21 protein-coding genes are annotated in these 23,303 nt (G+C 60.5%); 19 read left to right on the top strand and 2 right to left on the bottom strand.

Annotated features, from left to right (window positions below; genetic code table 11):
- Positions 1-7 precede the first annotated feature (7 nt).
- The 10 genes from sucC (at position 8) to J2T09_RS11065 (ending at position 10,624) form a co-directional block, all read left to right on the top strand.
- Positions 8-1,201 carry an ADP-forming succinate--CoA ligase subunit beta gene (gene sucC / locus J2T09_RS11020; RefSeq protein ID WP_306834238.1) on the top strand — a complete coding sequence of 398 codons (1,194 nt, stop codon included), beginning with the start codon at positions 8-10 and terminating at the stop codon, positions 1,199-1,201.
- Between the two features lie 17 nt (positions 1,202-1,218).
- The gene (gene sucD / locus J2T09_RS11025) at positions 1,219-2,124 is read left to right on the top strand and encodes a succinate--CoA ligase subunit alpha (protein ID WP_112509123.1); all 906 of its coding nucleotides are present in this window, start codon (positions 1,219-1,221) and stop codon (positions 2,122-2,124) included.
- Positions 2,125-2,328: 204 nt separating this feature from the next.
- Complete coding sequence (locus J2T09_RS11030; RefSeq protein ID WP_306834242.1) at positions 2,329-5,331, top strand: 2-oxoglutarate dehydrogenase E1 component; 3,003 nt, start codon at positions 2,329-2,331, stop codon at positions 5,329-5,331.
- 61 nt (positions 5,332-5,392) lie between these two features.
- On the top strand, positions 5,393-6,628 hold the full coding sequence (gene odhB / locus J2T09_RS11035; RefSeq protein WP_306834244.1) for a 2-oxoglutarate dehydrogenase complex dihydrolipoyllysine-residue succinyltransferase: 1,236 nt from the start codon (positions 5,393-5,395) through the stop codon (positions 6,626-6,628).
- Between the two features lie 29 nt (positions 6,629-6,657).
- Positions 6,658-7,071, top strand: coding sequence for an MAPEG family protein (locus tag J2T09_RS11040; RefSeq protein WP_306834246.1), 414 nt, complete (start codon positions 6,658-6,660; stop codon positions 7,069-7,071).
- 36 nt (positions 7,072-7,107) lie between these two features.
- Positions 7,108-7,860 (top strand): SDR family oxidoreductase, encoded by a 753-nt coding sequence (locus J2T09_RS11045; RefSeq protein ID WP_306834248.1) that lies wholly within the window; start codon positions 7,108-7,110, stop codon positions 7,858-7,860.
- 19 nt (positions 7,861-7,879) lie between these two features.
- On the top strand, positions 7,880-8,518 hold the full coding sequence (locus tag J2T09_RS11050; RefSeq protein WP_306834250.1) for a LysE family translocator: 639 nt from the start codon (positions 7,880-7,882) through the stop codon (positions 8,516-8,518).
- Between the two features lie 27 nt (positions 8,519-8,545).
- The gene (lpdA, locus tag J2T09_RS11055; RefSeq protein WP_306834251.1) at positions 8,546-9,952 is read left to right on the top strand and encodes a dihydrolipoyl dehydrogenase; all 1,407 of its coding nucleotides are present in this window, start codon (positions 8,546-8,548) and stop codon (positions 9,950-9,952) included.
- Between the two features lie 103 nt (positions 9,953-10,055).
- Positions 10,056-10,322: a ribbon-helix-helix domain-containing protein gene (locus tag J2T09_RS11060; protein WP_306834254.1), complete on the top strand. Its 267-nt coding sequence runs from the start codon at positions 10,056-10,058 to the stop codon at positions 10,320-10,322.
- Entirely contained in the window at positions 10,319-10,624 is a 306-nt protein-coding gene (locus J2T09_RS11065; protein ID WP_306834255.1) for a type II toxin-antitoxin system RelE/ParE family toxin, read from the top strand. The genes J2T09_RS11060 and J2T09_RS11065 overlap by 4 nt, the downstream gene beginning before the upstream one ends.
- 19 nt (positions 10,625-10,643) lie before the next feature.
- Here J2T09_RS11065 and J2T09_RS11070 read toward each other — a convergent pair whose 3' ends face one another.
- Both J2T09_RS11070 and J2T09_RS11075 read right to left on the bottom strand, forming a co-directional pair.
- On the bottom strand, positions 10,644-11,741 hold the full coding sequence (locus tag J2T09_RS11070; RefSeq protein WP_373458422.1) for a TraB/GumN family protein: 1,098 nt from the start codon (positions 11,739-11,741) through the stop codon (positions 10,644-10,646).
- Positions 11,742-11,824: 83 nt separating this feature from the next.
- Positions 11,825-12,760: a tyrosine recombinase XerC gene (locus tag J2T09_RS11075; protein WP_306834257.1), complete on the bottom strand. Its 936-nt coding sequence runs from the start codon at positions 12,758-12,760 to the stop codon at positions 11,825-11,827.
- A 133-nt stretch (positions 12,761-12,893) separates the two neighbouring features.
- Between J2T09_RS11075 and J2T09_RS11080 the strand changes: the two genes are divergently transcribed.
- The 9 genes from J2T09_RS11080 to J2T09_RS11120 all read left to right on the top strand — a co-directional run bounded on the left by J2T09_RS11080 (position 12,894) and on the right by J2T09_RS11120 (position 22,973).
- On the top strand, positions 12,894-13,820 hold the full coding sequence (locus J2T09_RS11080) for a GNAT family N-acetyltransferase (RefSeq protein WP_306834259.1): 927 nt from the start codon (positions 12,894-12,896) through the stop codon (positions 13,818-13,820).
- 44 nt (positions 13,821-13,864) lie between these two features.
- A complete protein-coding gene (locus J2T09_RS11085) occupies positions 13,865-15,010 on the top strand; it encodes an AAA family ATPase (RefSeq protein WP_306834261.1) in 1,146 nt (381 codons plus the stop codon).
- Between the two features lie 63 nt (positions 15,011-15,073).
- Positions 15,074-17,296, top strand: a complete 2,223-nt coding sequence (locus J2T09_RS11090; protein WP_306834263.1) for a primosomal protein N' — start codon at positions 15,074-15,076, stop codon at positions 17,294-17,296.
- Between the two features lie 58 nt (positions 17,297-17,354).
- On the top strand, positions 17,355-17,738 hold the full coding sequence (locus J2T09_RS11095) for an AGROH133_08824 family phage infection protein (protein WP_306834265.1): 384 nt from the start codon (positions 17,355-17,357) through the stop codon (positions 17,736-17,738).
- 261 nt (positions 17,739-17,999) lie between these two features.
- Positions 18,000-18,566: a F0F1 ATP synthase subunit delta gene (locus tag J2T09_RS11100; protein ID WP_306834536.1), complete on the top strand. Its 567-nt coding sequence runs from the start codon at positions 18,000-18,002 to the stop codon at positions 18,564-18,566.
- Entirely contained in the window at positions 18,566-20,095 is a 1,530-nt protein-coding gene (gene atpA, locus J2T09_RS11105; protein WP_306834266.1) for a F0F1 ATP synthase subunit alpha, read from the top strand. Before J2T09_RS11100 ends, atpA begins: the two co-directional genes overlap by 1 nt.
- Positions 20,096-20,125: 30 nt before the next feature.
- Positions 20,126-21,007, top strand: a complete 882-nt coding sequence (locus J2T09_RS11110) for a F0F1 ATP synthase subunit gamma (protein WP_306834269.1) — start codon at positions 20,126-20,128, stop codon at positions 21,005-21,007.
- Positions 21,008-21,030: 23 nt separating this feature from the next.
- The gene (gene atpD, locus J2T09_RS11115; protein WP_306834271.1) at positions 21,031-22,488 is read left to right on the top strand and encodes a F0F1 ATP synthase subunit beta; all 1,458 of its coding nucleotides are present in this window, start codon (positions 21,031-21,033) and stop codon (positions 22,486-22,488) included.
- 77 nt (positions 22,489-22,565) lie between these two features.
- The gene (locus tag J2T09_RS11120; RefSeq protein ID WP_306834274.1) at positions 22,566-22,973 is read left to right on the top strand and encodes a F0F1 ATP synthase subunit epsilon; all 408 of its coding nucleotides are present in this window, start codon (positions 22,566-22,568) and stop codon (positions 22,971-22,973) included.
- The last annotated feature ends 330 nt before the right edge of the window (positions 22,974-23,303 follow it).

Here is a 23,303-nt window from a genome sequence, read left to right on the forward strand (position 1 = left end):
TAGCCCCATGAACATTCATGAATACCAGGCCAAGGCTCTTCTGAAGGGCTTTGGCGCACCGGTCGCCGAAGGTGTGGCCATCCTCAAGGTCGAGGAAGCCGAAGCCGCTGCCAAGTCGCTTCCGGGCCCGCTCTACGTCGTCAAGAGCCAGATCCATGCTGGCGGTCGCGGCAAGGGCAAGTTCAAGGAACTCGGCCCGGATGCCAAGGGCGGCGTTCGCCTGGCGAAGTCGATCGAGGAAGTCGTGGCGCACGCCAAGGACATGCTCGGTAACACGCTGGTCACCGCCCAGACGGGCGATGCCGGCAAGCAGGTCAACCGTCTCTACATCGAAGACGGTGCCGACATCGAGCGCGAACTCTATTGCTCGCTGCTGGTTGATCGTTCGGTCGGTCAGGTTGCCTTCGTCGTTTCGACCGAAGGCGGCATGGACATCGAAGCCGTTGCCCACGACACGCCGGAAAAGATCCACACGATCGCCATCGACCCGGTCACGGGCGTGACGGCTGACGACGTTGCCAAGATCTCCAAGGCTCTCGAGCTTTCGGGTGCGGCTGCGGAAGATGCCAAGGCGCTCTTCCCGGCGCTCTACAAGGCGTTCGGCGAAAAGGACATGGCTCTCCTCGAAGTCAACCCGCTGATCGTCATGAAGGACGGTCATCTGCGCGTTCTCGACGCCAAGATGTCCTTCGACGGCAACGCGCTGTTCCGCCACGACGACGTCAAGGCGCTGCGCGACGAGACAGAAGAAGACAGCAAGGAAATCGAAGCCTCCAAATGGGACCTCGCCTATGTTGCTCTCGACGGCAATATCGGCTGCATGGTCAACGGTGCCGGTCTCGCCATGGCGACGATGGACATCATCAAGCTTTATGGCAAAGAGCCGGCTAACTTCTGCGACGTCGGCGGTGGCGCCGGCAAGGAGAAGGTGGCTGCTGCCTTCAAGATCATCACTGCCGACCCGAAGGTCGAGGGCATCCTCGTCAACATCTTTGGCGGTATCATGCGCTGCGACGTCATCGCCGAAGGCGTTGTCGCTGCCGTGCAGGAAGTTGGCCTGAAGGTTCCGCTCGTCGTTCGCCTCGAAGGCACCAATGTCGAGCTCGGCAAGAAGATCCTCAACGAGTCCGGTCTTGCGATCACCGCCGCCGACGATCTCGATGACGCGGCGAAGAAGATCGTCGCGGCGATCAAAGCCTAATCTGAGGAACCTGATACATGTCTATTCTCGTCAATAAAGACACCAAGATCCTTGTTCAGGGCCTGACCGGCAAGACCGGCACGTTCCACACCGAACAGGCGCTTGCCTATTACGGCACCAAGATGGTCGGCGGTATTCACCCGAAGAAGGGTGGCGAAACCTGGTCGTCGGGCGTCGACGGTACGGCACTGCCGATCTTCGCTTCGGTTGCCGAAGCCAAGGAACGCACCGGCGCCGATGCGACCGTGATCTACGTTCCGCCAGCAGGTGCCGCGGACGCGATCATCGAAGCGATCGAAGCCGAAGTGCCGTTCATCACCTGCATCACCGAGGGTATCCCGGTCATGGACATGGTGCGCGTCAAGGCCAAGCTCGACAAGTCGAAGTCGCGCCTGCTCGGCCCGAACTGCCCGGGCGTTCTGACGCCGGAAGAATGCAAGATCGGCATCATGCCGGGCTCGATCTTCCGCAAGGGTTCGGTCGGTATCGTTTCGCGTTCCGGCACGCTGACCTACGAAGCCGTTTTCCAGACGTCGAACGAAGGCCTCGGCCAGACGACGGCTGTCGGCATCGGCGGCGACCCGGTCAAGGGCACCGAATTCATCGACATGCTGGAAATGTTCCTCGCGGACGAAGCCACCCAGTCGATCATCATGATCGGCGAAATCGGTGGTTCGGCTGAAGAAGAAGCAGCCCAGTTCCTGATCGATGAAGCCAAGAAGGGCCGCAAGAAGCCGATGGCAGGCTTCATCGCCGGCCGTACCGCTCCGAAGGGCCGTACCATGGGTCACGCCGGTGCAGTTGTTTCCGGCGGCAAGGGCGATGCGGAATCCAAGATCGCTGCCATGGAAGCGGCCGGTATCAAGGTTTCGCCTTCTCCGGCACGCCTCGGCAAGACGCTGGTTGAAGTCCTCAAGGGCTGAGACCACATAGGGACCATCTCCGGCGAGGAAAGCCGGAGCTGGTCTGAAAAATCGGGCAGGCGGCCCTTTCCGCCTCCCGATCCGGCGCTTCAGGGCGCTGCCGTTTCGAACGGCGAATAGAGACAAGACCCAAGCGGCGGCCGGCGCTTTGTTTTCCCGGCCCTCAATTACGTGAGGAGGCGGGCGCGGCGCCCGCGGGACATCATGGCACGGCAAGAAGCCAACGAGCAGTTTCTCATCACTTCCTTCCTCGACGGCGCGAACGCTCCCTATATCGAGCAGCTTCATGCGCGTTACGAGGAAGATCCGAACTCCGTGAACGAGGAGTGGCAGGCCTTCTTCAAGGCGCTGGCCGATAGTCCCGATGACGTCAAGAAGGCCGCCAAGGGCGCCTCCTGGAAGCGCGCCAACTGGCCGCAGGCTGCCGGCGGCGATCTGGTGCATGCTCTCGACGGCAACTGGCCGGTCGTGATCGAAAAGGCCATCGAAACCAAGGTAAAGGCCAAGGCCGAGGCCGCTGCTGCCGTGACCGGCCAGCCGGCCAACCCGGCAGACGTTCATCAGGCGACCCGCGACAGCGTGCGCGCCATCATGATGATCCGCGCCTACCGCATGCGGGGCCACCTGCATGCCAAGCTTGATCCGCTCGGCATCGCCAGCCCGGTCGAGGATTATAACGAACTGTCGCCGGCGTCCTACGGCTTCACCGAGGCCGATTACGACCGCAAGATCTTCATCGATAACGTGCTCGGTCTGGAATACGCCACCGTTCGCGAAATGATCGATATCCTCGAGCGCACCTATTGCTCGACCATCGGCGTCGAATTCATGCACATGTCCAACCCGGACGAAAAGGCATGGATCCAGGAACGTATCGAAGGTCCGGACAAGGGCGTCGAGTTCACGCCGGAAGGCAAGAAGGCGATCCTCTCCAAGCTGGTCGAGGCCGAAGGTTTCGAGCAGTTCATCGACGTCAAGTACAAGGGCACCAAGCGTTTTGGTCTCGACGGCGGTGAAGCGCTGATCCCTGCGCTGGAACAGATCATCAAGCGCGGCGGCCAGGAAGGCCTGCAGGAAGTCATCGTCGGCATGGCTCACCGTGGCCGTCTGAACGTTCTGACCAACGTCATGCACAAGCCGCACCGCGCCGTGTTCCACGAATTCAAGGGCGGTTCGTTCAAGCCCGACGAAGTCGAAGGTTCGGGCGACGTGAAGTACCATCTCGGTGCCTCTTCCGACCGCGAATTTGACGGCAACAAGGTTCACCTGTCGCTGACAGCCAACCCGTCGCACCTTGAAATCGTCAACCCTGTCGTCATGGGCAAGGCCCGCGCCAAGCAGGACATGCTGACCAAGGTCTGGGACAAGGACAACATCATTCCGCTCTCCGAGCGCGCCAAGGTTCTGCCGCTCCTGCTGCACGGCGATGCCGCCTTTGCCGGTCAGGGCGTGGTTGCCGAAATTCTCGGCCTGTCTGGCTTGCGCGGTCACCGCGTTGCCGGCACGATGCACGTCATCATCAACAACCAGATCGGTTTCACCACCAATCCGGGCTTCTCCCGTTCGTCGCCTTATCCGTCGGATGTCGCGAAGATGATCGAGGCGCCGATCTTCCACGTCAACGGCGACGATCCGGAAGCGGTGACCTACGCGGCCAAGATCGCCACCGAATACCGCATGAAGTTCCACAAGCCTGTTGTTGTGGACATGTTCTGCTACCGCCGCTTCGGCCATAACGAAGGCGACGAGCCGTCCTTCACGCAGCCGAAAATGTACAAGGTCATCCGCGCGCATCAGTCGGTTTCCGAGATCTATGCCGCGCGCCTGATCTCCGAAGGCGTGATCACCGAAGGCGACTTCCAGAAGCTGAAGGCCGACTGGCGTGCGCATCTGGAAACCGAGTTCGAAGCCGGTCAGTCCTACAACCCGAACAAGGCCGACTGGCTGGACGGCCAGTGGTCGGGCATGCGCTCCGCCGACAATGCCGACGAACAGCGTCGTGGCAAGACCGCCATGCCGATGAAGAGCCTCAAGGAAATCGGCCGCAAGCTGGCGACCATTCCAGAGGGCTTCAACGCTCATCGCACCATCAAGCGTTTCATGGAAAACCGTGCGCAGATGGTCGAGACGGGCGAGGGTATCGACTGGGCCATGGCGGAAGCGCTGGCTTTCGGTTCGCTCTGCGTCGAAGGCACAAAGATCCGCCTGTCGGGTCAGGATTGCGAACGCGGCACCTTCAGCCAACGTCACTCGGTTCTCTACGATCAGGACAGTGAAGAGCGTTACATCCCGCTCTCCAACCTGCAGGCCGGCCAGGGCAAATACGAAGTCATCAACTCGATGCTTTCGGAAGAGGCCGTTCTCGGTTTCGAATACGGCTATTCGCTGGCCCGCCCGAGTGCGCTGACGCTCTGGGAAGCCCAGTTCGGCGACTTCGCCAATGGTGCGCAGGTCGTGTTCGACCAGTTCATCTCGTCGGGCGAACGCAAGTGGCTGCGCATGTCCGGTCTCGTCTGCCTTCTGCCGCATGGTTATGAAGGTCAGGGTCCGGAGCATTCGTCGGCACGTCTGGAACGCTTCCTGCAGCTTTGCGCTGAAGACAATATGCAGGTCGCAAACTGCACGACGCCTTCGAACTATTTTCACATCCTGCGCCGCCAGGTGAAGCGCGACTTCCGCAAGCCGCTGATCCTGATGACGCCGAAATCCCTGCTGCGTCACAAGCGCGCCACTTCGACGCTTGCCGAAATGGCCGGCGAAAGCTCGTTCCACCGCCTGCTGTGGGATGATGCCGAGGTGATCAAGGACGGCCCGATCAAGCTCCAGAAGGATGCCAAGATCCGCCGCGTCGTGATGTGCACCGGCAAGGTCTATTATGACCTGCTGGAAGAACGCGAGAAGCGCGGCATCGACGATGTCTACCTGCTGCGCGTCGAACAGCTCTATCCGTTCCCGGCCAAGGCTCTGATCAACGAGCTTTCCCGCTTCCGCCATGCCGAAATGGTTTGGTGCCAGGAAGAGCCGAAGAACATGGGTGCATGGTCGTTCATCGATCCGTATCTGGAATGGGTGCTGGCGCATATCGACGCCAAGTATCAGCGCGTGCGCTATACCGGCCGTCCGGCCGCCGCCTCTCCGGCAACGGGCCTGATGTCGAAGCATCTGCAGCAGCTCGAAGCCTTCCTCGAAGACGCATTGGGCGGCTGATCTCATCAGCCTCCCGCCTTTCGCAAATTCAACGAACACCTGACAAAAACGGAAACAAGTCATGGCCACCGAAATCCGCGTTCCCACCCTCGGCGAATCCGTCAGCGAGGCGACCGTCGGCACCTGGTTCAAGAAGGTCGGCGACACCGTCAAGGCCGATGAGCCGCTGGTCGAACTCGAAACCGACAAGGTCACCGTCGAAGTGCCGGCCCCGGCATCCGGCGTTCTGACCGAGATCGTCGCCCAGAACGGCGAAACCGTTGGCCTCGATGCCCTGCTCGGCCAGATCGCCGAAGGTGCTGCAGGCTCCGCTTCCGCTGCTGCTCCGGCTGCATCGCCTGCCGCCGCTCCCGCAGCAACTCCGGCACCGGCCGCTGCTGCCGCTCCGGCTGCTGGCTCCGCCATGCCGGCTGCTCCGGCTGCCGCCAAGGTTGCCGCCGACAACAACATCTCGACCTCGGATATCGACGGTTCGGGCAAGCGTGGTCAGGTCCTCAAGGGGGACGTTCTGGCTGCCATCGCCAAGGGCACCTCGGCTCCGGCAGCACCTGCCGCGGCTCCGGCTGCGCCGCGTCCGGTTTCCTCGGCCGACGATGCTTCGCGCGAAGAACGCGTAAAGATGACGCGCCTGCGCCAGACCATCGCCAAGCGCCTCAAGGACGCCCAGAACACGGCAGCCATGCTGACCACCTATAACGAGGTGGACATGTCGGCCGTGATGGACCTGCGCAACCGCTACAAGGACGTGTTCGAAAAGAAGCACGGCGTAAAGCTGGGCTTCATGGGCTTCTTCACCAAGGCCGTCACGCACGCCCTGAAGGAACTGCCGGCCGTCAACGCCGAAATCGACGGCACCGACATCATCTACAAGAACTACTGCCACGTCGGCATGGCCGTCGGCACCGACAAGGGCCTCGTCGTTCCGGTTATCCGTGATGCCGACCAGCGTTCGATCGCCGGCGTCGAAAAGGAACTCGGCCGTCTTGCCAAGGCTGCCCGCGACGGTTCGCTTTCCATGGCCGACATGCAGGGTGGCACGTTCACCATCACCAATGGTGGCGTTTACGGTTCGCTGATGTCCTCGCCGATCCTGAATGCTCCGCAGTCGGGTATTCTCGGCATGCACAAGATCCAGGAGCGTCCGGTCGCGATCGGCGGTCAGGTCGTCATCCGGCCGATGATGTATCTGGCGCTCTCCTACGATCACCGTATCGTTGACGGCAAGGAAGCGGTCACCTTCCTCGTGCGCGTCAAGGAAAGCCTGGAAGATCCGGAACGTCTGGTTCTGGACCTCTGATCATTCCGTCCTGACCGGAGGAGACCACGATGGACGCCGCTTCAGCCAATGCCACCACACTTCTGGTGCTGCTCGCCTTAAGCGTCGTCCTGCTCGTGGTCCACATCCTTCTGCAGGGGAATTTTGCGACCAAGGAACGCGGCCTGCAATGGAATGCCGGGCCGCGTGACGGCGACAATGAGCCGAAGAGCGCGCTTGCCGGGCGTTCGGCCCGCGCGTCGAAAAATTTCCAGGAAACCTATCCGGCCTTTATCGGTCTGCTGCTTGCGATGATCCTGACCGGCGATACGTCCGGCCTTGGATTGCTCGGCGGCTGGGTCTGGCTGATTGCCCGTATCGTCTATATTCCGCTTTATCTCGGCGGCGTTGCCTATGTGCGTTCGCTGGTCTGGGTGGTCAGCCTGCTCGGGCTGTTGATCATGATGATCGGGTTGTTCCTGTGATGACGCCGCAGCGAGACATAATCGGGGTGCGCTTCCATGATTGATAAACCCGTTCTGCTCGTCACTGGTGGCAGCCGCGGCATTGGCGCTGCGATTTGTCTGGCTGCTGCCCGCAAAGGCTGGCGCGTGGCCGTGAATTATGCCGCCAACCAGACTGCTGCCGATGCGGTTGTTTCGCAGATTGCGGCGGGCGGTGGCGAGGCTTTTGCGATCAAGGGTGATGTCGGCAATGCGGCTGATATCGTGGCGATCTTTCAGGCTGTCGACGCACGTTTCGGGCGGCTGGATGGGCTTGCCAACAATGCCGGGATCGTTGATGCGCCGGCACGAGTTGACGAGATGTCGGTGACACGCATCGAGCGGATGATGCGGATCAACATCACCGGTTCCATCCTCTGCGCTGCCGAGGCTGTCCGGCGCATGTCGACCCGCCATGGCGGCAAGGGGGGTGCCATCGTCAACATCTCCTCGATGGCGGCGATCATCGGTTCTCCCTCGCAATATGTCGACTACGCTGCCTCCAAGGCCGCGATAGATACTTTTACCATCGGTCTTGCCCGCGAAGTGGCGACCGAGGGTGTGCGGGTGAATGCGGTGCGGCCAGGTGTCATCGACACCGAAATTCACGCTTCCGGCGGGCTGCCGGACCGGGCGCGCGATCTGGCGCCAAGCATTCCGATGCAGCGGGCGGGCACGGCTGACGAAATTGCCGATGCCGTGCTCTACCTGTTGTCGTCCGAGGCTTCCTATATCACGGGCTCGATACTCAACGTGAGCGGCGGCAGATGATGCCAGGGGCGGGTTGACCATGCAGTACATTCTCGAATTTCTCGGCCTGATGGCCGTCTTCTCGATCTTCATCATCGTTCCGGGCGCTGACTTTGCCGTTATCCTGCGTCAAAGCATCGTGCATGGCCGGCGCGCGGCGATGATGACCGGTCTTGGCATGGGCTTTTCGCTGCTGTTTCACATCAGCTACACGATCCTCGGTCTCGGGTTGATCGTTTCGCAATCGCTTTTGCTGTTTTCGATGATCAAATGGGCCGGCGTGGCCTACCTCATTTATCTCGGCATCATGTCGTTTCGCTCGTCCGGCTTCAACGTCGATGCGATCAATGTCACGGACGCTGATCGCAAGCCGATCTCGGCGCTGAAATGCCTCGGCATGGGTTTCATCACCAATGCGCTTAACCCCAAGCCGGTGCTGTTCTTCCTGTCGCTGTTTTCGACGCTGGTGCATCACGACACGCCCGCGCTCATCCAGTTCAGCTATGGCATCGGCATGGCGACGGCGCTGGCCGTGTGGTTCGCCGGCGTCTCCACCTTCTTCACCGTCAAGGCTGTTCGCGATCGTTTCATCGCCAGTGGCAAATGGTTCAACCGCATTACCGGCGCCGCTCTGGTCGGCTTCGGCTTCCGCCTCGCACTGACCCGTGCGGCGGACTAAACAGACAACCCAAGAGGAAAAGCAACAATGTCCTATGATGTGATCGTTATCGGTTCCGGCCCCGGCGGCTATGTTTGCGCCATCAAGGCAGCCCAGCTCGGTCTCAAGGTCGCCGTCATCGAAAAGCGCGCCACCTACGGCGGCACCTGCCTCAATGTCGGCTGCATCCCGTCCAAGGCATTGCTGCACGCTTCGGAAATGTTCCACCATGCTGCACACGGCATGGATTCGCTCGGCATCGAGGTGTCGGCACCGGTGCTGAACCTCGAAAAAATGATGGCGCACAAGGATGCCACCATCAAGTCGAACGTCGAAGGCGTGTCCTTCCTGTTCAAGAAGAACAAGATCGACGGCTTTATCGGCACCGGCAAGATCGTTGCCGCGGGCAAGGTTTCCGTTACTGCTGAAGACGGCCAGGTGCAGGAGCTCGATACGAAGAACATCGTCATCGCCACCGGTTCCGACGTTGCCGGCATTCCGGGCGTCAATGTCGATATCGACGAAAAGGTCATCGTTTCCTCGACCGGCGCGCTTGATCTGACCAAGGTGCCGCAGAACCTCATCGTTGTCGGCGGCGGTGTCATCGGCCTCGAACTCGGTTCGGTCTGGATGCGCCTCGGCGCCAAGGTCACCGTCATCGAATATCTCGACAAGCTGCTCGGCGCCATGGATGCCGACGTGTCGAAACAGTTCCAGCGCATGATCGCCAAGCAGGGCATGGATATCCGCACCGAAGCCAAAGTGACGGCTGTCGAAAAGACCGAAGCCGGCGCCAAGGTCACCTATGAGCCGGTCAAGGGTGGCGAAGCCGTTACCGTTGAAGCGGACGTCGTGCTGATTTCCACCGGCCGCAAGCCTTACACCGAAGGTCTCGGTCTGGAAGGTGCGGGCGTTGCCCTCGACAACCGTGGACGCGTCGAAATCGATCACGGCTTCAAGACCAATGTTGCCGGCATCTATGCCATTGGCGACGTCGTGAAGGGCCCGATGCTGGCGCATAAGGCGGAAGATGAAGGCGTCGCTCTTGCCGAAATCCTCGCCGGCCAGCACGGCCATGTGAACTATGATGTCATTCCGGGCGTCGTCTACACCCAGCCGGAAGTCGCCTCCGTCGGCAAGACCGAGGAAGAACTGAAGGCTGCCGGCGTCAACTACAAGGTCGGCAAGTTCCCGTTCACGGCAAACGGCCGCGCCCGCGCCATGCAGGTCACGGACGGTTTCGTGAAAATCCTGGCCGACAAGGAAACCGATCGCGTTCTCGGTGGCCATATCGTCGGTTTCGGCGCCGGCGAAATGATCCACGAGATCACCGTGCTGATGGAATTCGGCGGTTCGTCGGAAGACCTCGGCCGCACCTGCCATGCGCATCCGACCATGTCGGAAGCCGTCAAGGAAGCAGCGCTCGCGACGTTTGCCAAGCCGATCCATATGTGATCGGTGAGACATGCCCGCTGATCTCCTTTAGAAGGTCGGCGTGGCGAGATTGAAAAGGGTAGGCTTTTGGCCTACCCTTTTTTCGTTCTTTCAGGTGACCGTCATGAACGACAAGATCAGCATCACTTTGCCGTCCCATATGGTTGAAGCGCTCAATGAACGCGTGGATGCAGGTGCCTATGCTTCGATCAATGAGGCGGTTGCGGCTGCGATCCAGGCTCTTGGTCGTGAAGAAAGCGCGAGAAATCGGATGATGGATGCCAGAATCCGGGAAGCCATTGATGATGAATCCGCCGGGATACCGGCCAATGACGTGTTCGAGCGGATCGAACGTCTCCATACTGATCGCCTGAAGAAATCCGGCCGATGACGGTCAGGATCCTTTTCCACCCTTTGGCGGATAGGGATCTTGAGGCGATCTACAATTTTATTGCCAAGGATAGTCCGGGGCGGTCAATCGCGTTTGTACGCAAGCTTCGACGGTTTTGCTTCGCCCTTGGTGATATGCCGCTGCGAGGTCGCGTCCGCGACGACCTCGCGACGGGTGTGCGAACCATAGCCTTTCAAAAACGGGTGGTCGTCGCATATCGTGTGTTGGGAAATGATCTGACTATCCTGCGACTTATATATGCTGGCCGCGACATGGAAAGGATGCATTGGCCAGAAGGATAGCCGATGCATCTGCCATTGGTCAGTTGACCCGCGTGACCTTGAAACCCTGTTTGCGCAGAAGCTCGATCACGCCTTCTTCGCCCGGCAGATGCAGCGCACCAACGGCGAGGAAGAGCCCGCCTTCGGCCAGAAGCGGAGCTGCGCGTTCCGCCATGATGTGATTGCGCTTGGTGATGATCATTTCTTCGAAGGCGGCATAACCATCGTCGGCTTCCTTGGCGTCCTCTTCCGGCGTCATCGCACGCAGCATCGGCACGGTCAGGCCGATATCGCCGGAAACGTAAAGCTCCGTCATCGTTTCTGTCACGTCGTCCATGCGTGAGCCAAGCTCCAGCGTTTCCGCCAGTGCTTTCAGGTGCAGGTCGAGCGGAAGGGCTGCCATGGCGGAGATCTGCTCCTGCATCGTCTCAAGGCCCTTTACCGGCTTGCCGGCAGCAATGGCATCGAGCGCGATCTTCTTGTCGAGGAAGGGGGCGGCATTGGCCTTGCGTGCCAGTTCGCAGGCCGGAAGCGCGATCATGCCGGAAATCATCCAGGGCTTGAAGCTCTGCACGGCGGCCAGCGGGATATTCCGTTCCTTGAGAGCCGCTTCCAGCTTTTCCACCTTATCTTCCGGCAAAAGCGTCTTGATGGTCTGGCCGTCCATGAACATCAAAAGGTCGGGCTTGGTCATCAGCCCCGCCATGGCCTTTTTCTCGTCGAGAATCTCGTCCGATTCGATCGCAACTGCCTTGGCATCCTTCGCAGCATCAGCGGCACCTTCCGGCATGGCGAGCACACGCGGATCGGTGACATGCATGGTGCCGAGCAGGTAGGACGGCGCCACGCCGTCCTTTTCGATCTTCCAGAAAATGCCCTTGCCGTTCGGTGTCTTTTCCGCCTCGGCCAGAACCTTGGCGTAGCGCGCCGGATCTTGTGCCTTCAACTCGTCCAGAACGTTTTTGCCGGTGCAGACGGGGGCTGCCGCATCCTGTGCATGCGCTGGCGAAAGCGACGCCAGAACGACCATGAAGGACAGGAAGACGATGACATGCAGTGCCGCCATCAGCCAGAGGGCGGTATCTCCAGGCTGATGCGAGCGGGGATGTCTGGACGAATGGAGCGCAAATTTTGTCATGCTGTCGATTTACCGCCTGCACGTCGAAAAGCCCTTAACGGGCGTGGTTAAACAATGCTTGCAGTCCGCTCGGATGCGGGCCCTCAGGCGCGCGGATGTGCCCGGTCATAAACTTCCAGCAGGCGGGCGGCATCGACGCCGGTATAGACCTGCGTGGTGGACAGGCTGGCATGGCCGAGCAGTTCCTGAATGGTACGCAGGTCGCCGCCGCCGGCCAGAAGATGGGTGGCGAAGGAATGGCGCAGCGCATGCGGTGTGGCCGTTTCCGGCAGGCCGAGCGCGCCGCGCAGTTTTCGCATCTCGCTCTGGATGATCGCCTGCTGCAGTTTTCCACCACGAGCCCCGCGAAACAGCGGTTCGTTGTCGGCCAAATGGTAGGGACAGAGTTTTTTGTAGGTTTCGACCGCTTCAAGCGCTGCCGACAGAAGCGGCACGACACGGGTTTTGTTGCCCTTGCCGGTGATGCGCAGCGATGTCGCGCCGGGTGTCAGGTCGGCGGGTGTCAGGTCGAGCGCTTCGGAAATGCGCAGGCCGCAGGCGTAAAGCAGGGTCAGCACGGCGGCATCGCGGGCGGCGATCCATGGTGTCTCGTGCAATTGCGCGTCTGACCCGACCACGGTGATGGCCTGTGTGTCCGACAGCGGTTTCGGCAGCGATTTCGGCTGTTTTGGTGTGCGGATGGCGGAGGCGCCGGCGGCGTTCACCAGCCCCTTGCGCTCCAGATAACGCAGAAATGAGCGCAGGCCGGCGAGATGACGGCCGAGCGAGCGATTGCCGGCACCTTCGCGACGTCGCGCCGCCAGAAAGGCGCGCAGATCGGCAGGACGCAGCGTGTGGATATCGCTCAGACGCGCCGGTTCGGCGAGGTGGCCGGTGAGGAATTTCAGGAATTGACGGGTGTCGCGCTCATAGGCTTGAAGCGTATTTTCGGAAAGCCGGCGCTCGTCGGACAGGCTAGCGAGCCACTCGCGACGCTTCTCCAGAAGTTCGGGAGCCGCAATGATCAGGATTTCGTTCATCACAGGCCTGTTGAATTCGTGTGCCAAAATCCCACATTGCCGATGGTTCCGTTACGAATTCCCTAAAGCCGGTAGAATGTCGTTTTGACATCGCGAGGGACTGCGATATACGGCAAGTGGTAATGGAGTTTGTATGGCGCGCCGTGATAATTCGACCGCATTCGGTCACTTTGCTCAAACGATAGCGCTCGTCTCCCAAGGTCGCCCCGGACATATCGTCGATACCTTGATTGCCGAACGCGGCCAGCGCATCGTCAAACATCCGCTGTGGCCGCTGATGCGGCCTTTTCTCTATTCGCTGCTGCGTTACGACCGCGCCATCGGTTTTGCCAATGATGTGGCCACTCTCAGCGGTTTCGAATCCTTCGAATATATGAGTGACCTGCTGCATCTCGATGTGCAGGCAAAACACACGGATCGCATTCCGGCCTCCGGTGGTTTTATCCTCGTCAGCAATCACCCGACCGGCATTGCCGATGGTGTTGCCGTCTTTGATCTTCTGAAGCCGAAGCGGCCGGATCTCATGGTGTTTGCCAACCGTGATGCGGTGCGCGTCAATCCGCGTTTTGCCGAAACCATCATCCCGGTGGAATGGCGCGAAGAGCACAAGAGCAAGCTGAAGACCCGCGAAACGCTGGTGCTGACCAACGAATCGGTCGAGGCGGGCAAGGTTCTCGTGCTGTTCCCGTCAGGTCGCATTGCCTATTGGGAAAACGGCAAGCTCAATGAGCGTCCGTGGAAAACCTCGGCGGTCGGTCTTGCCCGCAAATACAATCTGCCGATCCTGCCGATCCACATGACCGCGCGCAATTCCGGCCTGTTCTACTGGTTCGCCAAATGGTCGACCGAGTTGCGCGACATGACTGTTTTCTACGAACTCCTCAACAAGAAGGGCAACCGTTTCGACATGACGGTTGGCCACCTCATTCCGCCGGAAGCGCTGGATGGCGATATCAACGAGGTTACGCAGGCGCTGGAGCGGCACACTGTGCACAATCTCGCCGCCGATGCGGATGCGCGTTTTGCCTTTGGGGTGGATGACAGTTCGGCTGCGGCCTGAGGTCTCTCTTTCGTTTTCTTCTCCAGGAGATGTAGGATCGGGTCATGCTGCTGCGATCCATGTTTGCCAAAAACTATCGGTCCCTGCGCTCCATCCATATGGATGTTGCCGGCGTCAACGTGTTCGTCGGGGAAAACGGCGTCGGCAAGTCCAATCTCTATCGCGCGCTGCAACTGGTGCAGGCGGCGGTGCGTGGTACGCTGGCGCATGAGATTGCTGCCGAGGGCGGCATGGCCTCCGTGCTGTGGTCCGGCCGGCGCTCGCCGACAGACAAGAATTTCCGCATCCGGCTGGAAATCGAGGTGCTGGACGAGGAGCGCGCCATCAGCTTCCGTTACCGCGTCGAGGCGGGCCTGCGTCCGCCAAAGGCCGCCGCCGGCTTTGCCTTCGAACCACAAATCAAGGCGGAAGAATTCTGGGTCGATACCGGTTCGCGGCCGGTGACGATGATGAAGCGCGACGGCCCCGGCATCATGGTGCGCGGCGAGCGCGGGCGCATGCAGGAATATCCGGAACAGGCGCTGACATCGGAGACGGCGATCTCGCTGCTCGGCAATGCCGGCCACTATCCCGAGATCGGCACGTTCCGCCGCGGGATAGACAACTGGCGTTTTTTCCATGGTTTTCGAACCGATCGCGATTCGCCATTGCGGCAACCCTGTCTTGCCGTCACCTCGCCCCTGCTGGCGGAGGATGGTCGCAACATGGCGGCGGTGTTTGCCACGCTCGTCCATACGCGCGGTGATACGGTGGAACTCGACCGGGCGATTGCGGATGCGCTGGGCGGAGCGGAACTTTCGGTGCCGCCACCCGGCGAATATGCCGAATTCGGGCTGGTCTTTCCGGATTTCCCCCTGCGCACGTTCCACCCGCGTGAACTGTCCGATGGCCAGATCCGCTTTCTCGGTCTCGCAGCCGCCCTGATGTCCTATCGCCAGCCACCGTTGATCGCGCTTAACGAGCCGGAAGCCAGCCTGCACCCGGACATGCTGGTGCCGCTGGCCGACATGATTGCGCAGGCATCACAATATAGCCAGATCTGGGTCGTTACCCATTCGCAGCAATTGGCGTCGGCCATTCAGGCGCGATGCGGCGTTCGGCCGAAACGGGTGATCCGTCAGGAGGGTGCCACCTGGATCGAAGGCATGCGACTGCTGACGGGTGTCATGCAAGATGATGAGGACGAATGACCGGTATAGGGTTCACTTTTGTTCTCTCTTTCGGCATGGTCGCCGCACACGGGCATAGGTAATTTGGGCACAGATAATTCCAGTCTTTTCGGTTCACTGTTCGAGGCGCCGCCGCTGAAGCGTGTGGTGCCCGTGCTTGTGCCTTTGCCTGTTCCGGTGCCTTACAGTTATGCCGTGCCGGAGGGCATGCATGTCGAGCCGGGTTCGGTCGTGCAGGTGCCGGTCGGGCCGCGCCAGCTGATCGGTGTGGTCTGGGATGGCGAAAGTCAGGACGGGCTTGATCCGAAGAAACTGCGGCCGATCACGCTCGCTTTCGATTGTCCGCCGCTTTCCAGGGAAATGCGCGATTTCGTCGATTGGGTTGCCGCTTACACACTGTCGCCGCCGGGCCTAGTGGCGCGCATGGCGGTCAGAGCACCGGCGGCACTTGATCCCGAGCCGATGGTCGAGGCCGTGCGTTATGTCGGCGGCCAGCCGGAACGGTTGACGCCTGCGCGTGTGCGCGTGCTGGATATCGCCAGGGGTGAAGATATTCCATGGACGCGCAGCGGGCTGGCGCATGCTGCCGGCGTCTCCATGAGTGTCATCGATGGGCTGACGGCGCAGGGTGTTTTTGAAACGGTTTTCTTGCCGCCACCACCTGTCGTGGCGAAGCCGGAACCGGATTATGCAGCGCCGCGTATCGAAGGCGTGCAGAAGGAAGCCGCCGCCGAAATCGTCGCCTCCATTCGTGATGGCGGGTTTTCCGCGTCGCTGATCGATGGCGTCACCGGGTCGGGCAAAACGGAGGTCTATTTCGAGGCGATTGCCGAAACGCTGCGGCGCGGCAAGCAGGTGCTGATCCTTTTGCCGGAAATCGCGCTGACGCCGGCTTTCCTCGAGCGCTTTCAAGACCGTTTTGGCGCCAAGCCCGGCGAGTGGCATTCCGACCTCTCTCCGCGCATGCGTGAAAAGGTCTGGCGCGGCGTTGTCACCGGCGAGGTGCGCGTGGTGGCCGGTGCCCGTTCGGCGCTCTTCCTGCCCTTCGAGGAGCTTGGTCTCATCATCGTTGATGAAGAACATGACCCTGCCTACAAGCAGGAAGATCGCGTCTTTTATAATGCCCGCGACATGGCGGTGGTGCGCGGCCGCATCGGCGATTTTCCTGTCGTGCTGGTGTCGGCCACGCCCTCGGTGGAAAGTCAGGTCAATGGCCTGTCGGGCCGTTACAATCTCGTGCAGCTGCCGACCCGTTTCGGTGATGCGGCCCTGCCGGACCTGCATCTGATCGACATGCGCCGGCACGCGCCGGAACGTGGCGGTTTTCTCTCGCCGCTATTGTTGCGAGCGATGGGACGCACGATCGAGCGCAAGGAGCAGGCGCTGCTTTTCCTCAATCGGCGTGGTTATGCACCGCTCACGCTTTGCCGTGTCTGCGGTCATCGTTTCCAGTGCCCGCAATGTTCCAGCTGGCTGGTCGAGCACCGGTTCAAGAGCCAGCTTCAATGCCATCAATGCGGCTATCACCAGCACACGCCGGAACACTGCCCGGATTGCGGCACGTTCGATCATCTCGTTGCCTGCGGCCCGGGGGTGGAGCGTATCGCCGAAGAGGTGGAGAAACATTTTCCCGATGCCCGCACCATCGTCATGTCTTCCGACATTCTCGGTGGCGTGAAGCGTATGCGGCTGGAACTTGAGGCGATCGCCAATGGTGAAGCCGATATCGTCATCGGCACGCAGCTCGTCGCCAAGGGCCACAATTTTCCGCTGATGACGCTGGTCGGCATCGTCGATGCCGATCTGGGCCTGGCCAATGGTGATCCGCGCGCTGCCGAGCGGACGTTTCAGCTTTTGAGCCAGGTCACTGGTCGCGCCGGTCGTACCGGCTTGAAGAGCCTTGGCCTGTTGCAGACCTATCAGCCCATGCATCCGGTCATGCAGGCGATCGTGTCTGGCGATGCTTCGGCCTTCTACGAGCGCGAAATCAACGAGCGCGAAAAAGCCATCCTGCCGCCATTCGGGCGGTTGGCCTCGATCATCGTGTCGGCCGATACGCGTGCCGATGCCGAAACCCATGCGCGGGCCTTGCGCGCTGCCGCTCCGAAAGTGACCGGTATTTCCGTGCTCGGTCCCGCCGAAGCGCCGCTGGCGCTGGTGCGCGGACGCCACCGTTTCCGCCTTCTCGTGCATGGCCGGCGCAATTCCGACATGCAGGCATTTTTGCGTGTGATGCTCAATTCCGGGCCGAAACAGCGCGGTTCCGTTCAGGTACAGCTCGACGTCGATCCGCAGAGCTTTCTTTAACCATGACCGGTTAGCTGCTACACACCCTCATCTTACGCATGCGTGGAGCAAACGCCTCATGGAATTCTATTTCCCGACCGAAACGCCCGAACAGATCGCCTTCATGGCATCGGTCGTCACCGCCTTGCTTGGTCTTTTTCTGCTGGCATTGCCGGGAACGGCGCTGCGGTTGGGTGGATTTCAGGTCGGGCAGATCACGCCGGAGGGATACGGCGCCACGCGGTCGGCTGGTGGCCTTTATTTCGGCCTGCCGCTTTGCGCGCTCCTGTTCGCCCAGGATTATTATTATCTCATGGTCGGCGTCGCTCTCGGGTTTTCCGCGTTCGGGCGACTTCTGTCCGTCTTTCTCGATCGTGGTTTTGTCGCCCGCAATCTGGCGTTTCTGGTGCTGCAGCTTCTGCTCGCCGCAGGCCCTCTCGGTTATTCCCTAGGGTATTTCTGACCGGTTCCACGTCGCTGTGACCACCGGTCGCGCCAAAAGCTTTTGCGGAAAGCGTTTAAAAGCGGGCAAACCCACCACAGAGAGGCCGATTTGCGCCCCTGCGCGTGTTGCGAGTCCAAACGTCCTATGCTAGACGAACCGCGAATTAAAAAGAATGACAGGGGGGTCCTCCCTGCGCGTCTTAAAAAATTGAAACGATTTCAAGCGTTTGACTAGCTCGCTCAAAGCGGGCCAGATGTTTGGATGACAATCAGGGAACTTGTGCCCGTGGCAGACACATCCCAGCGCGTTTCCGGCGTTGCCGAACGTTACGCATCCTCGCTCTTCGAGCTGGCTGTCGAGACCAATGCGATCGAGCAGATCGCTGGCGATCTTGACCGGTTTCAGGCGATGCTCGATGAGAGCGAAGATCTGCGCCGCCTCGTGGCGAGCCCGGTCTTCACCTCCGAGGAGCAGAGCGCTGCCGTTGCGGCTGTCGCTGAAAAGGCCGCTTTCGGTCCGGTCGTTGCGAACTTCCTCAAGGTCGTTGCCGGTAATCGTCGCCTCTTCGCGCTGCCGGGCATGATTCGCTCGTTCAAGGACATTGCTGCGGCTCACCGCGGCGAAGTTGTTGCCGAAGTTACTTCGGCGCATGCGCTCACCGTAGCGCAGGACAAAGAACTCAAGACGGCGCTGAAGGGCGTCACTGGCAAGGATGTCACCATCAATGTGACTGTCGACCCGTCGATCCTCGGCGGCTTGATCGTCAAGGTTGGTTCGCGCCAGATCGACACCTCCCTTCGCACCAAACTTTCCACCCTTAAGCTTGCACTGAAAGAGGTTGGCTGATGGACATCCGCGCCGCGGAAATTTCCGCAATTCTGAAAGATCAAATCAAGAATTTCGGCAAGGAAGCCGAAGTTTCCGAAGTCGGCCAGGTGCTTTCCGTCGGTGACGGTATTGCCCGCGTTTACGGTCTGGACAACGTCCAGGCCGGCGAAATGGTCGAGTTCCCCGGCGGCGTCCGCGGCATGGCCCTCAACCTTGAAGCCGACAATGTCGGTGTGGTTATCTTCGGTTCCGACCGCGCCATCAAGGAAGGCGATACCGTCAAGCGTACGGGCGCCATCGTTGACGTTCCGGTTGGTCCGGAACTGCTCGGCCGCGTCGTTGACGCGCTCGGCAACCCGATCGACGGCAAGGGCCCGATCAATGCGACCCGCCGCGCCCGCGTCGACGTCAAGGCTCCCGGCATCATTCCGCGCAAGTCGGTTCATGAGCCGATGTCGACCGGCCTCAAGGCCATCGATGCTCTGATCCCGGTTGGTCGTGGCCAACGCGAGCTCGTCATCGGCGACCGCCAGACTGGCAAGACCGCCATCATTCTCGACACGATCCTGAACCAGAAGGCCATTCACGACAACGGCCCAGACGGCGACAAGCTGTACTGCGTCTATGTTGCTATCGGCCAGAAGCGTTCGACCGTTGCCCAGTTCGTCAAGGTTCTGGAAGAGCGCGGCGCCCTGCAGTACTCGATTATCGTTGCCGCTACGGCTTCCGACCCGGCTCCGATGCAGTACCTCGCACCGTTCGCCGGTTGCGCCATGGGCGAATATTTCCGTGACAACGGCCAGCACGCCCTGATCGGTTACGACGACCTTTCCAAGCAGGCTGTTGCCTACCGTCAGATGTCGCTTCTGCTGCGCCGCCCGCCGGGCCGCGAAGCTTATCCGGGCGACGTTTTCTATCTGCACTCGCGTCTGCTCGAGCGCGCCGCCAAGATGGGCGACGATGCCGGCAATGGTTCGCTGACGGCTCTGCCGGTCATCGAAACGCAGGGTAACGACGTTTCGGCCTTCATTCCGACCAACGTGATCTCGATCACCGACGGCCAGATCTTCCTTGAAACCGACCTGTTCTATCAGGGCATTCGTCCGGCCGTTAACGTCGGTCTGTCGGTTTCGCGCGTTGGTTCCGCCGCTCAGATCAAGGCCATGAAGCAGGTTGCCGGTTCGATCAAGGGCGAGCTTGCCCAGTATCGTGAAATGGCCGCGTTCGCCCAGTTCGGTTCCGACCTCGACGCCTCGACCCAGCGCCTGCTGAACCGTGGTGCTCGTCTGACGGAACTCCTGAAGCAGCCGCAGTTCTCGCCGCTCAAGACCGAAGAACAGGTTGCTGTCATCTTCGCAGGCGTCAACGGCTACCTCGACAAGATCGCGGTTTCCGACGTCGGCAAGTTCGAACAGGGTCTGCTGTCCTACATGCGTGGCGAAGGCAAGCCGGTTCTCGATGCGATCCGCACCGAGAAGCAGGTCTCCGACGACACCAAGGCAAAGCTGAAGGCTGCGCTCGACGCCTACGCCAAGTCTTTCGCCTGAAACCGGAACTAGCCCGAGGACCGATAACGGATGCCTTCACTTAAGGATCTGAAAAACCGGATCGCCTCCGTCAAGGCGACGCAGAAAATTACCAAGGCGATGAAAATGGTCGCCGCGGCAAAGCTGCGTCGCGCTCAGGAGGCTGCCGAAGCCGCTCGTCCCTACGCGGAACGCATGGGCAAGGTTCTGGCCAGCCTTTCGGCTGCCAATGCCGGCAACGCGGAAGCACCTCTGCTTCTGACGGGCACCGGCAAGGACCAGGTTCATCTTCTTGTGGTCGCCACCGGCGAGCGCGGTCTGGCTGGGGGCTTCAACTCCTCCATCATCCGCCTTGCCCGCGACCACGCGCTGAAGCTCCTGTCGGAAGGCAAGACGGTCAAGATCCTGACGGTCGGCCGTAAGGGCAACGACATCCTGCGTCGTTCCTTCCGCGAGAACATCGTCGACTACATCACCTTCCGCGAAGTGAAGCAGCTCAGCTTCGTTCAGGCGGATGAGGTGGCGCAGAAGGTGCTGACCATGTTCAACGCTGGCGAGTTCGATATCGCCACGCTGTTCTACGCACGCTTCCAGTCGGTGATCTCGCAGGTGGCAACTGCCCAGCAGATCATCCCGGCCAAGTTCGAAGAGGTTACGGAAAGCGATAACGCTGCCGCAGCACTCTACGAATACGAGCCGAGCGAACAGGAAATCCTCGAAGAACTGCTGCCGAAGAACGTGGCCTTGCAGATCTTCCGGGCGCTCCTCGAAAACAACGCTTCCTTCTACGGTGCGCAGATGTCCGCGATGGATAACGCGACCCGCAATGCCGGTGATATGATCAACAGGCTGACTTTGTCCTACAACCGTCAGCGTCAGGCACAGATCACCAAGGAACTCATTGAAATTATCTCCGGCGCGGAAGCGCTCTGAAGTCCTTAGAAAGGGTAAGAAACATGGCTAGAGCAGCTACCCTGAAGACCCGCGCCAAGAGCGCGCCTGCCGCTGCCGGCAAGGTCACCCAGGTTATCGGCGCCGTCGTCGACGTATCGTTCGAAGGCGAACTGCCGCCGATCCTGAACGCACTTGAAACCGACAACAATGGCAACCGCCTTGTTCTCGAGGTTGCGCAGCATCTCGGTGAAAATTCCGTCCGCACCATCGCCATGGACTCGACCGAAGGTCTGGTTCGCGGCCAGCCGGTTGCTGACACCGGTGCACCGATCTCGGTTCCGGTTGGCGATCATACGCTCGGCCGTATCATGAACGTCATCGGCGAGCCGGTTGACGAAGCAGGCCCGCTGGACCGCACGCATCTGCGCGCCATCCACCAGGAAGCCCCGGCTTACGTCGACCAGGCAACTGAAGGCCAGATCCTCGTCACCGGCATCAAGGTCGTCGACCTTCTCGCTCCTTACGCAAAGGGCGGCAAGATCGGCCTGTTCGGCGGCGCCGGCGTTGGCAAGACGGTTCTCATCATGGAACTGATCAACAACGTCGCCAAGGCGCACGGTGGTTATTCGGTCTTCGCCGGCGTGGGTGAACGTACCCGCGAAGGTAACGACCTTTACCACGAAATGATCGAATCGGGCGTGAACAAGCACGGCGGTGGCGAAGGCTCCAAGGCTGCTCTCGTTTACGGCCAGATGAACGAACCGCCGGGTGCGCGCGCTCGCGTCGCCCTGACCGGTCTGACCATCGCTGAAGATTTCCGCGACAAGGGCCAGGACGTTCTGTTCTTCGTCGACAACATCTTCCGCTTCACGCAGGCTGGCTCGGAAGTGTCGGCTCTGCTCGGCCGTATTCCTTCGGCCGTTGGTTATCAGCCGACGCTCGCAACCGACATGGGTCAGATGCAGGAACGCATCACCACGACCACGACCGGTTCGATTACCTCGGTTCAGGCCATTTACGTCCCCGCCGACGACTTGACCGACCCGGCACCGGCAACCTCGTTCGCCCACTTGGACGCAACGACGGTTCTGTCGCGTTCGATCGCTGAAAAGGGTATCTACCCGGCCGTTGACCCGCTCGACTCGACCTCGCGCATGCTCGACCCGATGATCGTCGGCGAAGAGCATTACGAAGTCGCCCGTAAGGTTCAGACGACCCTGCAGCGCTACAAGTCGCTTCAGGACATCATCGCGATCCTGGGCATGGACGAACTGTCGGAAGAAGACAAGCTGACGGTTGCCCGCGCCCGCAAGATCGAGCGCTTCCTGTCGCAGCCGTTCTTCGTCGCCGAAGTCTTCACCGGTTCGCCGGGCAAGCTGGTTGCTCTCGAAGACACGATCAAGGGCTTCAAGGGACTCGTCAACGGCGAGTACGACCACCTGCCGGAAGCTGCCTTCTACATGGTCGGCTCCATGGAAGAAGCCATGGAAAAGGCCAAGAAGCTTCAGGCTGCTGACTGATCCGATTGACGTTTCGACGGCGCGTCCAAAACGCGCCGTCGGTTCCTGCCTGCAACATCATCTGAAAGTGGACCGTCATGGCCGACACCTTCAATTTTGAACTCGTATCGCCCGAGCGTCTTCTCGTCTCCGAAAAGGTGAGCGAAGTCGTTATCCCGGCGACCCTTGGCGAGATGACGGTGCTGGCCAATCACGCACCGACGATGACGACCATCAAGCCGGGCGTCGTTTCCGTTAAGCTGGCTTCCGGCCAGACGGAAAAGTATGTCGTTTTCGGCGGCTTCGCCGACATCCTGCCGACCGGCTGCACGCTGCTGGCCGAATCGGCAATGGCCCTTCAGGCCGTGACGCGCGACACGCTGCAGACGCGTATCGAGCACGCCCAGAAGGAAATCGACAACGCCGATAGCGACGAGCACAAGACGAAGCTCGAGCAGTTCCTCGCAGAACTGACGCATCTGAACAACACGGTTGTTGCGGCCTGAGGCTGCACACCGGTTTGGATCAAATGATGAGGCGGCCTTCGGGTCGCCTTTTTCGTTTAGAGCGGTTCATTGTTAAATGGAATCAGTTCTGTTGGCTCAAACGGAGTCGGATGGTCGCATGGCCGGCGCGTATCGTAGCCAAAGCATACGGCCAAGCCGGCCATGCGATCAGGCGGCCCGTTTCAGCCAACCCTTTAGGGCCGGGCATCTTTCCCCCGGGATCAGCGGCGATTGGCTCGCACGTACCGGGAGGTATGCACTTCGCCAATCGCCACTGCCCCGACGAAAACCTGCTCCGGCAGAACTGGTTCCATTTAACAATGAACCGCT

The sequence above is a fragment of the Neorhizobium huautlense genome, assembly GCF_030811685.1.
Taxonomy (GTDB): domain Bacteria; phylum Pseudomonadota; class Alphaproteobacteria; order Rhizobiales; family Rhizobiaceae; genus Neorhizobium; species Neorhizobium huautlense_A.